This is a genomic window from Mesorhizobium sp. M1312 (assembly GCF_040318115.1).
GTDB lineage: Bacteria > Pseudomonadota > Alphaproteobacteria > Rhizobiales > Rhizobiaceae > Mesorhizobium.
The window spans coordinates 1-13,465 of the sequence record NZ_JAMYLQ010000023.1; the positions used below are offsets into that span (position 1 = coordinate 1).

At 62.8% G+C, this 13,465-nt stretch carries 11 protein-coding genes and 2 pseudogenes; 7 read left to right on the forward strand and 6 right to left on the reverse strand.

All coding sequences use genetic code 11. The features are described 5' to 3' along the window. Positions 1 to 471: 471 nt before the first annotated feature. Entirely contained in the window at positions 472 to 1,167 is a 696-nt protein-coding gene (locus NKH36_RS23365) for an XRE family transcriptional regulator (RefSeq protein WP_352964680.1), read from the forward strand. 290 nt (positions 1,168 to 1,457) lie between these two features. Here NKH36_RS23365 and NKH36_RS23370 read toward each other — a convergent pair whose 3' ends face one another. Next, on the reverse strand, positions 1,458 to 1,760 hold the full coding sequence (locus NKH36_RS23370; RefSeq protein ID WP_352964683.1) for a hypothetical protein: 303 nt from the start codon (positions 1,758 to 1,760) through the stop codon (positions 1,458 to 1,460). A 217-nt stretch (positions 1,761 to 1,977) separates the two neighbouring features. Between NKH36_RS23370 and NKH36_RS23375 the strand changes: the two genes are divergently transcribed. The 3 genes and pseudogenes from NKH36_RS23375 to dinB all read left to right on the forward strand — a co-directional run bounded on the left by NKH36_RS23375 (position 1,978) and on the right by dinB (position 4,247). After that, positions 1,978 to 2,346, forward strand: coding sequence for a hypothetical protein (locus NKH36_RS23375; protein WP_352964686.1), 369 nt, complete (start codon positions 1,978 to 1,980; stop codon positions 2,344 to 2,346). Positions 2,347 to 2,428: 82 nt separating this feature from the next. Beyond that, positions 2,429 to 2,888 (forward strand): annotated as a pseudogene (locus NKH36_RS23380) (GNAT family N-acetyltransferase). A 117-nt stretch (positions 2,889 to 3,005) separates the two neighbouring features. Further along, entirely contained in the window at positions 3,006 to 4,247 is a 1,242-nt protein-coding gene (gene dinB, locus NKH36_RS23385) for a DNA polymerase IV (protein ID WP_352964689.1), read from the forward strand. Positions 4,248 to 4,367: 120 nt separating this feature from the next. Here the strand turns inward: dinB and NKH36_RS23390 are convergent, their stop codons facing one another. From NKH36_RS23390 to NKH36_RS23400, 3 genes and pseudogenes are all read right to left on the reverse strand, one after another. Continuing rightward, complete coding sequence (locus tag NKH36_RS23390) at positions 4,368 to 5,888, reverse strand: FAD-dependent oxidoreductase (protein ID WP_352960756.1); 1,521 nt, start codon at positions 5,886 to 5,888, stop codon at positions 4,368 to 4,370. A 306-nt stretch (positions 5,889 to 6,194) separates the two neighbouring features. Then, positions 6,195 to 7,088: a DUF2182 domain-containing protein gene (locus tag NKH36_RS23395; protein WP_352960755.1), complete on the reverse strand. Its 894-nt coding sequence runs from the start codon at positions 7,086 to 7,088 to the stop codon at positions 6,195 to 6,197. Between the two features lie 8 nt (positions 7,089 to 7,096). Continuing rightward, positions 7,097 to 7,650 (reverse strand): annotated as a pseudogene (locus NKH36_RS23400) (DUF1326 domain-containing protein). On the opposite strand from NKH36_RS23400, the gene NKH36_RS23405 reads away from it, so the two are divergent. Both NKH36_RS23405 and NKH36_RS23410 read left to right on the forward strand, forming a co-directional pair. Next, entirely contained in the window at positions 7,591 to 7,755 is a 165-nt protein-coding gene (locus tag NKH36_RS23405; RefSeq protein ID WP_352964800.1) for a hypothetical protein, read from the forward strand. The pseudogene NKH36_RS23400 and the gene NKH36_RS23405 sit on opposite strands and share 60 nt — an antisense overlap. Before the next feature lie 520 nt (positions 7,756 to 8,275). Further along, positions 8,276 to 9,433, forward strand: coding sequence for a sulfite oxidase (locus tag NKH36_RS23410; RefSeq protein WP_352960753.1), 1,158 nt, complete (start codon positions 8,276 to 8,278; stop codon positions 9,431 to 9,433). Between the two features lie 286 nt (positions 9,434 to 9,719). Here NKH36_RS23410 and NKH36_RS23415 read toward each other — a convergent pair whose 3' ends face one another. Further along, on the reverse strand, positions 9,720 to 10,832 hold the full coding sequence (locus NKH36_RS23415) for a DUF1330 domain-containing protein (protein ID WP_352960751.1): 1,113 nt from the start codon (positions 10,830 to 10,832) through the stop codon (positions 9,720 to 9,722). Between the two features lie 76 nt (positions 10,833 to 10,908). Here NKH36_RS23415 and NKH36_RS23420 point away from each other — a divergent pair, with 76 nt between their 5' ends. Further along, positions 10,909 to 12,006: an AraC family transcriptional regulator gene (locus NKH36_RS23420; protein ID WP_352960749.1), complete on the forward strand. Its 1,098-nt coding sequence runs from the start codon at positions 10,909 to 10,911 to the stop codon at positions 12,004 to 12,006. Positions 12,007 to 12,609: 603 nt separating this feature from the next. Here the strand turns inward: NKH36_RS23420 and NKH36_RS23425 are convergent. Continuing rightward, positions 12,610 to 13,197 carry a tetratricopeptide repeat protein gene (locus tag NKH36_RS23425; protein WP_352960764.1) on the reverse strand — a complete coding sequence of 196 codons (588 nt, stop codon included), beginning with the start codon at positions 13,195 to 13,197 and terminating at the stop codon, positions 12,610 to 12,612. Positions 13,198 to 13,465: the final 268 nt, after the last annotated feature.

The window sequence follows — 13,465 nt, forward strand, 5'->3', positions numbered from 1 at the left end:
TTTTAATATACTTATTCTTTATGTGCGGTCTTGGTTTTCTTCTATTTAATGGTTGCTTATTGCCGAAGCTCGTCGGGGTAGTACTATCACTTCCGGGGGCCGTGATTCGCCTCGGCCGCCTCGCGGGTGGCGCCGGAAACCGCCCTGCCCACGCGCCGATCGAAGACGATGACCGTTCCGTCCTCGGTGCGGATGCAAGAAAGGCCGGCATTGCACTCGCGGAAATTCGTGGCCGGAGCCGTGAGGGGAACGGCTCCGGCCGTTCCGGTCGCCGCCGCCGACGGCAGGGTGACCGGAGCCGAGGCGCTAGCCTCGGGCTTCGTCCCGGCCGGGGAGGAGGACAGCCGGGACGGATGGGAAAACGAGATGGGGCAACGTGGTTTGTGCATGGCAGTATATAAGCATAACTCAAAAACTTATGCAAGCTATTCTTTCATGGACGAAACCGATTCTTATGTTTCAGATGGCGCGATGGCGAAAACCTCGTTGTCGATCAAGGTCGGGGCGGCGATCCGCAAGGCGCGCAAGCAGCGTGGCCTGGTGATGCGCCACATTGCCGAGCATAACGACACCGATGTCGCCGCTGTCGGCAATTGGGAAACTGGCCGCAACCTGCCAAAAACCGAGAACCTTTTGAAGACCGCCGCCTTCCTGCGCGTCGACCCGGTGGCGCTCGGCAAGGGCGAGGTCGTCTTCCTCGACGACGCCGACAATGTCGCCGACGCAGAGATCGTCACCGACGCCGCCCCCCTGCCCGCCGGCCCGATGGATATCGAGCTTTTGGGCGCGGCTGTCGGCGGCGACGACGGCGATTTCACCTTCAACGGCGAGGTCGCCGGCTATGTCCAGCGCCCGCCCGGCATCGCCCATTTGCGCAAGGTGTTTGCGCTGCATGTGCTCTCCGACTCGATGGTGCCGCGCTACGAGCCCGGCGAGATGCTCTATTGCGGCGGCCGCGACGCCGTGCCTGGCGACCACGTGGTGATCGAGATGTTTCCCGACGAAAACGAGCGCAACGGCAAGGCTTTCATCAAGAAGCTGGTCAAGCGCACCGCCGCCGAGCTGGTCGTCGAGCAGTACAATCCACCGAAGACGCTGACCTTCAACCGCTACGCAATCAAGCACGTCTGGCGCGTCATCCCACTCAAGGAACTGCTGGGGTACTAGGGCGGCGGCGGAGCGCGGCATCCCCCGCAACGGCAGAGCAATCGCATAGGGATTCTTGCGAAGATGGACCCCCACCCTAACCCTCCCCACAAGGGGGAGGGAACGCTGCCGCGCGCCTTTACTATCCCTTGGCGCCGAAAGGCAGGCAATTTGCCGACGTCAGCGCCAACGGAAGTCTCCCTCCCCCTTGTGGGGAGGGGTTAGGGGTGGGGGGTACATCGTAGAGCGAAAGCCTCGGATTCCCACCTGAGATAGCCCTGCCCCGCAAAGGGGAGATGGCATTTCCACCTTCAAGCCCGTCTGGATCTCTCCAGGGGAACCTCGCGCTCGCTGAGCATCCGCGCCTCGGCACGGCGCTGCTGCTGCTCGTCGATGAACGCCGCCTGGACCGCGACCGCCGCGCCCGGCAGCCCGTCGGCGCGGCAGGCCGAGCAGCGAAGGCGCCCCGAAAGGGCCGCCAGCGGCGTCTGGTCGGTCACCCCGAAGCGCTTGAGCTCAGCCGGCTTCCACCATCTGTTGCGGCCGCAATCGATACACTCGACCGCAATCGAGACGACCTCGGAGATCGTCGCTTCCTTGCCCGGCAATGCCATCGTCCCTAGTGCCTCAGTTCCTGTTTTGTTCGCATCATCATCGGTTTTTCCCGAAGAGTCGAGTCGGTTCTGCCCAGCCCGCGTAAAAGTTTAACTTGCGCATTTTTTTGAGTTATGCTTTGATAAATACCGATAGATAGTTAGCGCCGCGGACGTACGTACGCATGGGCGGCAAGACCGGCGTCCGTCGCGGCCGCCGCAAGCCAAGGAAACCAGGATGGACGCCCTCTGCGCTCAATTCGCCCGCGATTGCGGCTATACCGGCGACAGCCCGGCCATGCTGGCAGCCTTCGCCGCCATTCGCCGCGACGGCATAGGCAAGGCCCGCCTGGGCCATGACCAGCGTAAGGCGGTGGTCGACCGGCTGAAGCACGGCGAGGCCTTATTCCTGGCGGCGATCCGCCCGGCGCAGTCGGCCGAGGAGGCACTCGAGGACGCCGCCCGCTTCATCGCCTGTTATCGCAACATGCCGCGCTGGCGCCAGGAAAGACGCGGCGCTGATCTCGCCCGCGCCAGGCAGCAGCGGCTCCTGGCGCGCTTTTTCCGCCGCTATGGCCACCGCCTCTGGGCACGGCAGGCCGCGTAAGCCGGAGGTCATCGACCCCATCGGCCGCGAATGGCTGGACCGCACTTGCCGTCGCCAAGCCCGTGCCGTATGTCGTCCCTCGATGGGCGAAATTGATTTCCGTCGCGCGCAAGCGCCCGATCTGCCGGCGATTGTCGCATTGCTGGCCGACGATGCGCTTGGCGCGGGTCGCGAGGACGCGTCGACGCCGCTCGTGCCGTCCTACCTCGATGCCTTCAGGGCAATCGAAGCCGATCCCAACCAGGCTGCTAGCCGTGGCTGTCGAAGCCGGACAAGTGGTCGGAAGGCTGCAGCTCAGCTTCATTCCAGGCATTTCGAGGAAAGGCGCTTGGCGCGGCCAGATCGAAGGCGTTCGCGTCGCCCGGCACCGGCGGTCCGGCGGCGTCGGCAAGCAGATGATCGAATGGGCGATTGAAGAGTGCCGTTCGCGCAACTGCAGCTTCGTTCAGCTCACGACCGACAAGAGCCGACGGGAGGCGCACGCATTCTACGACCGCCTCGGCTTCACCGCCAGCCATCTCGGCTATAAGATGGCATTGTAGGTGGCGGCACCTGTCATCAGCGTTCCTTGACAATTCACCCACAATGTTCTCTTTATGTTCCATACGAAACCACCTCAAGACAACGCGGCGTAAAACCGCCGCAGGCGAACGGGCCGGATGGAAGCCAACATCCTCCACGCTGATCTGGACGCCTTTTATGCCTCGGTCGAACAGTTGCTCGACCCGGCCCTGCGCGGCAAGCCGATCGCCGTCGGCGGCGGCGTCGTGCTGGCCGCGTCCTACGAGGCCAAGGCCTTCGGCGTACGTGGCGGCATGCCGGGGCGGCGCGCCCGGGAGCTCTGCCCCGGGTTGATTTTCGTCGGCGGCCATTTCAAGGATTATCAGCGGCTGGGCGATGCGGCCATCAAGCTGCTTGGCGATTTCACGCCTGTGGTCGAGCGGATTTCCATCGATGAGGCCTTTGCCGATGTCGCGGGCTGCACCCATCTGTTCGGCCCGCCGGCCGAGATCGCCGGCACGATCCGCCGCCGCGTGCGCGCGGAGCTCGGCCTGCCGATCTCGGTCGGCGTGGCGCGCACCAAGCATCTGGCCAAGATCGCCTCGCAAGTGGCCAAGCCCGACGGGCTGGTGGTCGTCGATCCGCGCCACGAGCTGGACTTCCTGCACGATCTGCCGGTCGAGCTGATGTGGGGCGTCGGCCCGGTGACAAGGGAGCGGCTGGCCGGCATCGGTGTGCGCACCATCGGCGAGCTGGCGAAGACGCCCGGCTGGTCGCTGGAGCGCCTGCTCGGCCCGGCGGCGGGCGAAAAGCTCAACGCGCTGGCCTCGAACCGCGATCCGCGCAAACTCGAGACGCAGCGCCGGGCGCGATCGGCCGGCGCGCAATCGGCGCTCGGCAGGAAACCGGCCGAGGAGGAAGTCTTCGTGCCGGCGCTGCTGCATCTGGCCGACAGGGTCGCCACCAGGCTGCGGGCGAAATCGCGGCCCGGCCGCACGTTGACGGTCCGCGTCCGCTTTGCCGATCTGCGCTCGGTGACCCGCTCGATCACGCTCGACCAGCCGATTTCGGCAACCGCGATGCTGGCCGAAATCGCCGAGGCGCTGGTGCGCAAGGTGCTTGTCGATCATCCGCACGAAAAAACCATCTCGCTGCTGGCGATCGCCGTCTCGCATCTGGAGAAGCAACCGGCCCTGCAGCTGGAACTGCCGCTCGGGCTCGACGACGACCGCCGCCGCCCCGGCACCAGGAAGGGCGCGGCGCGCTGGACCGCCGACCGCGCTATCGACAAGATCCGCGACCGCTTCGGCTGGGAGGCGGTCGGCTATGCCTCGGTCGCGCTCGGCCAATCCCGCTCGGTTCCCGACGCGTTTCGCGAACTGGCCGAAAAGGAATTGTGAGTAGGGGAGTAAGGGAAATTGGCCCTACTGCCCTACTGCCCTACTGCCCTACTGCCCTACTCCCCTACTCCCCTACTCCCCTACTCCCCTACTCCCCTACTCCCCTACTCCCCTACCGCCCTACCCAAGCGAAGCCAGTGGCGACACGGCCGGACCGTTCAAAGCCGTGCCATCGATAGCAAAATGCGAGCCGTGGCAGGGGCAGTCCCAGCAGCGCTCGAGGGAATTCCAGTGGACATGGCAGCCGATATGCGTGCATGCGGCCGAGCGCTTGTAGAGCGTGCCGTCCTCATCGCGAAACGCGGCGACTTTGGTAAGCCCTTCGCGAACGATGGCACCTTCACCCGGTCGCAGCTTGTCGACGGAATCGATTTCGCCCGGCGCGATGTATTCGGCAAAACTCTTGATCGCTGTCGCATTCTCCGCCAGGTAATCGCCGATCGCGCCTGCCGTCTTGCGAGACGGTTCGTAAAGTTCGCGCCAGGGGCTTTCCCCCTTTAGAATCAGGTCGGAAATCAACAGACCGGCCACGACGCCGTGGGTAATGCCCTGGCCGGAATCCCCGGTCGCCACAAAGACGCGGCTGTTGCCAGGATTGCGGCCGATGAACCCAGCATAATCGACGGTCTCCATCACCTGCCCGGACCACCGGTTGGTTTCCACGCCGACATCGGGGACCAGCCTTTTGGTCCAGGCCGCCAGGGCCGCGAAGCGATCACCGGCATCATCGGCCTGTCCTGTTTTGTGGTCTTCACCACCGACGATCAGGAAGTCGGTCCGACCCTCGCCAGGCTGAAGCCGAACGTAGTGATAAGGGTCCTCAGTATCCCAATACAGTGCATCCGGTAGGATATCGCGCGTGATCTCGAAAGACATCGCGTAGGTCCGATAGGGCGCTTGTTTGGTATGGAGGGCGACCCGATCGTTGATCGGCGAGTTGGTGGCGACAACGGCCGATTTGGCAGACACGGTAAAGCCCGAAACCGTGGTTACGCGCACGCCTCCGTCAGTCTCCTCGACGTTTTCGACGATGGTATCGGCATAAAGCACGCCGCCGCGCGCGCGGATGCCTGCGACCAGCCCGCGGAGATATTTGAGCGGGTGGAAGGTCGCCTGATTGGCGTATCGAAGGGCCTGCCCATCCGAAAAGCCTGCAAACGGCACACCCCTGATCTTCTCGACGTCGACCCCGATTTTCAGAGCGGCGTCCAACTCGCGCTTGATATCGGTTTCCTGCCTGCCGGAAGCCGGAAAGAGAAAGCCGTAGAGGCGTCGGAAATCGCACGCGATACTCTCCGTCTCCTGGATTGATTGGATACGGTCGATAGCGGTCGATTGGCTTTGATAAAAAATCCGCGCCAGGTCCTCACCGCGCAATTTGATCAGTTCCGAAAAATAGTCGTCGCAGACGGACGACAGGTGCGCAGTGGTGCGCGCCGTCATGCCGCTTCCGATCCGGCCGCGATCCAGGACAGCCACCTTTTGCCCGACGACGGCCAGCTCGTACGCGACCGACAGTCCGGCAATTCCAGACCCGACGACCACAACATCGACCTGGTGGCTCTGCCCGAGCGCGATCGCATCGGGCGCTACTTCGGTCGCCGCCCAGAGGGATACAGTCCTTTCCTCGCTGACATTCATCGGCGGAACCTCCCATCCACGACATCCGGTAAACGGATGCGAGGATTCAAAGTTCCTCCACGCCTTTGAATGCCGGCATCATGCTCAGGTTTCGCCAGTCCGCAGATGGGAAGGTTCGGTCCGCGGGTCCTGCCGGTTGCGGATCTTGCAGGCGCCGGATTGGCCGGTCATGACCGGATCGGGACAGGCGGGCAGTGCTGCAGCCCGCCATTTCGCAACCTGGCCCGTGGTAGCTGCGACGGCTTGAATGGCGCCCGATCGGTTCGTCGTCTCCTGCAAATGCGACATTCGCGACGGCCCTGGTCGTCAGACCGAAAGCGTTGCGCTGCCCCAGGCGATCAGGGCGATGCCGGCTGCCCGGCCGACCCACTGGCCGGCAGGAAACAGCTTCTCAACCAGCACCAGAATGGCGAGCCCGGCAATCCACACCAGATTCATGATGCCACCCACGAACAACAGCGCCATCAGCGTCCAGCAGCATCCGACACAAAACGCCCCGTGCAACGCCCCCAAACGCAGCGCGCCAACCGCGTGCGGACGCCAGTGGCGGGCAAGGAACGCCGTCGGTGCCCGGCAATGCGACAGGCAGGCGTTCTTGAGCGGCGACAACTGATACAGGCCCGCGGCGATCAGGACGGTGGCTGAAAGCCAGCGGCTCTGCGAACTCATCATCGTCGCGGAAACCAACGCCTCCTGTTCGAGCAGCCAATGCAACGCGGTCGCCGCGACGGCGAACCCCAGCCAGACCAGGAGGTAGCCGGCCATGAATACGCCGGTGGGCGCGAGCTTGTCCTGGATCTGACCCTGTGCGAGCGCATGGCGATGCACGCGCGCATAGAGCAGGATAGTCGGCGCAGCACTCGGGGACATCATGGCAACCATCATGACCCACCACATTGCGATCATCAGCGCCCAGTTCGCGCCCGCCCAGACCCGCGGTTCCGTCGCCGTGTCCCTCGCGCTCATGTCCATGCCGGGCATGTCCATGCCAGACATATCCATGCCGGGCATATCGGAGGTCACGCCGGCGGTTTGCTGGTGGGGGAAGAGCACGAGCTTCGACATCTCCCATGCATTCATGCCGAGCCCTGCACCGGCGGCGATATAAAGCCAGGCCAGCAGGCACAGCGCCACCACGCCCGCAATCGTGATGACGCGGTCGCGTCTGAGCAGGCGTTCCAGTGGCGACGCGCTGTCCATGCGAGGCGTCAGGCCCGCACCACCCCGTGGTTGTTGAGATGCAGCCGGGCGAACTGGCCGTAACTGTCCTTCGTGGTCACCTGAACCGGCCCGCGGGTAGTGCTCGAAGCGCTGCCGATCTCGGCGACCGTATATTCGAAGCCGTTCGGCAACACGATCTGAGCCCGCGAGTCCGCGCCCGTCACCTTGTTGCGGATCGGTTCGCCGACCGTCTCGATGTAGTCCTTGACGAAGATGCGGCCCCTGCGGCCGTCAATATCGAGGTCGAGATCGATCTTGGTGAAAACCGGCTCATTCATCTTTGTCACGGTTGAGGCGTAGACGGCGAACATCGTCGCGAACGGGTCGGTGTCCTGGCCGGTCATGATGCGCAGCAGCGCCTGACGCTGCCGGTCGGTTGCATTCTCGTCGACGAAAGCGATGGCCTCGCCATTGCCTTCGTGGATCGCGCCGGGCATTTGAAGATCGCGGCGATCCGCAGGCCATCGAGAGCGGTCTCGCCATGATGACCTTCGTCGATCTGGATGCCCGCCACCGCATGGCAATGGCCTTTGTCGGGCAGCGCATTGAATTGGCAGTTGCAGCCATATTCGCAGGTGCAATTGACGAGTTCCCGTCCCTTAATTTCCCAAGACGTCATGCTGTCCTCCTTGATGCGACTTATTAGATAATCATCATACACCTGCGCCGGCCGTACCGCCATCCTGTCGCGCCACGGGTGATCGCGACAAGAGACGGCAGCCAACGCGGTTTCTTGCCGAATTTGGGGTGAACGTGCGCCTTGGAGATCGTGAGGCGGATATCGGAACGGCAGAAATGCGGTCGGAACGGGCCTTTCCGACCGCACCTGCGAAGGTCCGAAACGACCCAAAAGCGGTCGTTTCCGATAGCGATCCGAGCAGCAAACGATTTTGGCCGTACTAGAAAAATCGGTCTCGAATGCTGCAATCATCATCATGTCCCGTCCAGGTTGTGGACACTTCCTTCTCAAAGGCGCACTCTTAGCGTGCGAAACGCGAGCTAGTGTTTCGTCCAATGCTTCACATGTTTGACTTGCGTCGGGTGATTGTCTGACCTGTCCGGATACTTCCGGCTGGGCAGACCTCACATTGTGTCGCCTATCCGTGATCAGGCTACGGCCTAAGGCACGTTGCAGCCCGTTCCGGATCAACTGGGAGGTAAACAACATGCCTGATTTTCAGCGCAGAGAACTTCTTGTTCAAGGAAGCACGGCTCTTGCCGCAATTGCTGCTCTCTATACCTCGCGTCGGGCTTACGCTTTTCCAACACGGCCGAGCGAGGAAGTTATTCCATGGCTGGATCAGCCGACCGAAAATCCCGATCCGGTAGGTATCCAGAAGCAGCTTGTCTGGGAGGATTTGGATAGCTGGATAACTCCAAACGACAAGTTCTTCAGCATCTCGCATTTCAACCGACCAACGATCGACGAGAAGACATGGTCGATGGAGATCGGAGGCCTGGTCAAGAAGCCCCTGAAGTTAACGCTCGCCGACATCAGGGCGCGACCGCGGCAGGAGGTCGTTTTCACAGTGGAATGCTCGGGCAACCACGGGTTTCCCTTTTTCACCGGCGGCATCGGCAATGCTCGCTGGTCAGGGACGCCGCTCGCCCCGATCCTCGAGGAAGCCGGCGTTCTGGAGAAGGGCATCGAGGTCGTCTTTTTCGGTACTGACAAAGGCGAGGTCCCAATACGCGACGTCAAGATGCAGCAGAACTTCGCTCGCAGCATGTCGCTCGCCGACGCGATGAACCCCGACAATCTGCTCTGCTATGAAATGAACGGAGCCGCCTTGCCGGCGGCCAATGGTTTTCCGCTGCGGCTGATTGCTCCTGGCTGGTACGGGATCGCCAACGTCAAGTGGCTGGAGCGCATCGAGGTTCGCGATACGCGGTTCATGAGCCTTCTGATGGCCCGGGACTATGTCACCATCCGGGAGGAAGAGCACAACGGCGAGACCGTGTGGACCGAGAACTCAGTCGGCCGGGCGCTGATAAATTCCGCGCCTGCGAAGGTTACCCGGAAAGGTTCGGACTACCGCGTCATTGGGGCAGCTTGGGGGGCACCGATCGACCGGGTCGAAGTGCAAATCGATCAAGGGCCTTGGGCACCAGCGACCATCGACCGCAGTGAGGAGGCCGAGCACGCCTGGAAGATTTGGTCCCTGGATTGGGCAAATCCCGCTCCTGGAGAACACACGGTGACCTCGCGCGCGGTCAGCACCACGGGACAAATTCAACCGGCAATGGACGATCCCTTGATTGCCAAGAAACACACATACTGGGAAAGCAATGGTCAGGTGACGCGCCGCGTGCGTGTCGACTAAGAACTACGCGGGAAGGTGAAGCAGGCAGCGCCTGGTCGCGGACTGGTTGTCCAAGCAATCTTTAGGTCCGCTTCGGCAGGCAAAATAGACGCGCATCGTAGATGCCCGGAACAACCGCTTCGGGTGGACTGTTGCGATTCGTCTCGTCCATGGGGACGAGCAAGTGGCGCCAGGAGCGGTCGTTAAAGCGATCAAGGTCGAGCGGCCGGAGCCGACCCTTCTCGGACCTTCGTCAGGTTCACTTATTGAACCGCGGACGGCCGGAATCCTGGATCGGTCCCCAGCGTCAGTCCTTGGATGCCGTGATGACGAGCGCCGGCATGTCGAAAGCGACGGCGCCGACCGCTGTCACGAAGGGCATAAGTGCCCGCTCGGCCTCCTCCAGGAGCCGCTTGAACTGCTCGTTGTCCAAAAGCCCGCCCAACGTCCAGATGCAGGCTCTTTCAGTCGAGATCAGCGACTCGATCGAGGCAAAACGGACCGTCCCGCGGTGCCGCTTCACCTCGGCACGCTCTATGCTTGCCTTCGCGCAGAGCGATAGCAGTAACTCCGCATTGCCGAGCGCAAAGGGCGCGCGGAACGCATTCGCAACGTCGCTTCCAAACAGCCGTTCAAGCATGTCCGCCACCGCGGCATAGCCGGGCGACTCGTCGAGCGAGTCGCAGACCGCGACGGCGAGCCGGCCACCGCTCTTAAGCACCCGCATCATTTCCCGCAGTCCGGCTGCTCGATCCTCGAAGAACATCAGGCCGAACTGGCTGACTGCAGCGTCGAAGCTTTCATCCGGGAAAGGAATCTGCTCGGCACGCCCTTCTCGCCAATCGATGCGAGTGCTTTTGCGGCGGGCGACGCAAAGCATATCGGGATTGGGGTCAAGCCCGACCACCTTGCCCTCCGCGCGAACGCGATCAAGGGCCGCGAGCGCCAGCACACCCGTACCGCAGGCGATGTCGATCACGCGGTCGCCCCTCCCTATTCGCACCTCGGCGGCGACGATAGGCCCCCATTGTCGGAACAGCGCTGGAACGAACAGTGAGTCGTAGATTTCAGCCGGAGTTTTCGATGTCCTACTCCGGCGGATCTGGACCGCCGCGTCCTCAGATCCCGGCGTGGCACCTTCAAGGAACACTGCGTTGGATCGGGTTCCGGCGACGCGAAGCGCCTTCAGCGGCTCGTATTCGGGCGATGAGTACCAGCGCTGGGCATGCTCGCCGTCGGCAAATTCGACGATGACCGGATAGACCGGCTGCCAGTCTCCTTCGACAAGGTCGGATTTCCCGCCGAGCACCAAATAGCGCCCTCCATATTGTTCAACCGTTGCAAAGACCCCTGCCAGATACTGCTCGACCTTGGCTTGGTCGGTGATTTCACGCACGTCGAAGAAGCAATAAATAGACATGGCCGACCTCCGTTGATCGCATGGGCTCCACGGGATGCGCGGTGGATATGCTGTTCGGCGCATAGTAGACTCGGCCATGGGCACGCTCCATGACCCAGCGTCTCAATCGCTTGCCGCAGCGTCCGTTCTTGCGCCATCGCCTGGGCGGCCACCCGAAGAGGTCGTTCCCGATGCCGCACCTTCGGTCGCGCCGGACAAGGACGTCCTTTCGGATGTGCTGCGCGTGATAAAGCTCACCGGCGCGCTTTTCTTCTGGGTCGATGCCTCTTCGCCCTGGGGTGTGGAAGTGCCTCGGGCGGATTCATTTGCCCATTTCATCCTGCCGCGCGCCCAACACGTGATTTCCTACCACATCATCACCCAAGGATCGGGCTCGGTCAGCATCGGTGACGGTCCGCCGATTGAGTTTGCCGAAGGCGACATACTTGTGATCCCGCATGAGGATTCGTACGCGATGTGCAGTGCGCCCGGAGTACGATCCGGTTTGAGCCAGGAAGATTCGCTCGATTTCTTTCGCGCCATGGCGGCCGGACAACTGCCCTTCGTGGTCAACGAAGGTGGCGGCGGCCCTCTCCTGACCAGATATGTCTGCGGTTTTCTTGGTTGCGATGCACGGCCGTTCAATCCTCTGCTCGGGGCCCTCCCTCCGCTGATACGCATCCGGCGCGCGGCCGGCGCAACTCGCGATCTGCTCGACCGACTGATCGAGCTAACGCTGGCAGAGGTGTCCGCTCAACGGCCTGGCGCTGAATGCATCCGCGTGCGCCTCAGCGAGCTGATGTTCGTTGAGGTCGTTCGCCGCTATCTTGAGGCACTGCCGCCGGAGCAGACCGGCTGGCTGGTCGGCTTGCGCGACCCCGCCGTCGGCCGGGCTGTTGCGCTCGTCCACGAGAATCCGGCGCGTGGCTGGACAATTGAAGAACTCGCACGCGAAACCGGCGTCTCGCGGTCAGTCCTTGCGGCCCGCTTCACGCGTCTCATCGGCTGCCCACCGATGCAATATCTCACGCGATGGCGCGTGCAACTGGCCGCACGACTGCTCACTGATGGGCTGGCCAAAGTCTCGACGGTCGGGCGGGATGTCGGCTACGAGTCCGAAGCGGCCTTCAGCCGGAGCTTCAAGAAGCTCGCGGGCGTCTCGCCGGCTGGGTGGCGCGGCGGCCGGCGCGGATAACCGGACGGCCGGAGGCCAATTTGAGGAACACAATATGCCCCGACTGGCGACGGCCGCTCGCGCATCCGCATGGCCGATGGCATATCAATCTCTGCAAATTTCCGCAAATCGCGCGATATTGGCGTCCTGCCGTTTACTGAACGTCCACTCCCCACCCTCTGGTCGACGACGCCGCCGTGCAGCGGCAATGACTGGTTCGGGCATACGCGGAAGGTTCCACCCGCGACCGCAATGGGTGGCTATGCCAGAGGCCACCTCAATAAATAGCGAAGCCGGTGGCGCGACCTTGGCCATGTCGCCTTTTTGCGCGCCATCTCCGCATCATCCAGCCCTCCTCTCACCGCTCTATCGTGCTGATCTCCGCGTCGACCAAGCACCAGGGTGCGTAGCGGAAATCGCGTACCTGGACGACCTGCTCGTCCCGCCATTCGACCAGCATGAAAGCCGCGCACGGCGCCGTCCGGCTCCTGCGGGTCGCGGATCAGGATCGCCGGCGCGGCTGGCGCGCACGCACCAATCTCAAGCCAACCGAAGGGCTTCAAGGATTTCTGGGAGCGGTCCTTGCCCGCCGCACCAGCAATTTTGATACCCACGCCAGGTAGTTCAATTTGCCTCAAGGCTGAGCGCTTTCTGGCGATCCGCCTCGGCGCGCTTGTGGTTGCCTTTTGCCTTCCAGGAAAAGCTTCGGCCATCGTAAACACCGGCATTTGTTGGATCGAGCTCGATGGCCCGGCTGTAGTCGGCGATGGCGCCATTGTGGTCCGCCTGGCTCGCTCGGTTGGCGCCCCTGCCAAAATAGGCATCGGCGTCAATCGGATCGTGGGCGATTGCCTTGTCGAAATCGGCAATAGCGCGGCTGGCGTCGAGCTTGGCGGTCCAGGCAAACCCTCGGTCGACATAGGCGTTGGTGACATCCGGATCGAGCTCGAGTGCCCGGTCGAAGTCGGCGATGGCACGATCGTATTCGTCCTTGCGTAGCCAGCTGCTGCCTCTGCCATAATACGCCGCGCCGTAGTTGGGATCGATGTCGATCCCCCGGCTGTAGTCGGCGATGGCGCGGTCGAAGTCGTTCTTCCACCTCCAGATCAAGGCGCGAGTGAAATAGCTCTCACTGGATGCCGGATCGAGTGCGATGACCGGTTCGCAGTCGGCGAGGGCGCCGTCGTAATCTTGCTTGCGACCCCGTGCGATGCATCGACCGCTATAGGCCTCGACATTGTTCGGTCGACGGCGATGGCGCGTCCGTACGCGGCAATAGCGCGATCAGAGTCGCCTTCGTCATCCCAGGAATGTCCTTGGGCTATGAAAGCCTTGGCGTCTCCCGGATCGGCGTTGCCCGAACCGGCAGTGACCGCCAGAAGAACCACAAGTCCCGCCAGCACTCGCCGGAAAAGTCGGCCGCGCAACGCCCGTCCGACGGGCGCACTCCCAAGCGAGCTTGTCCAGCCTGCCATGTTGC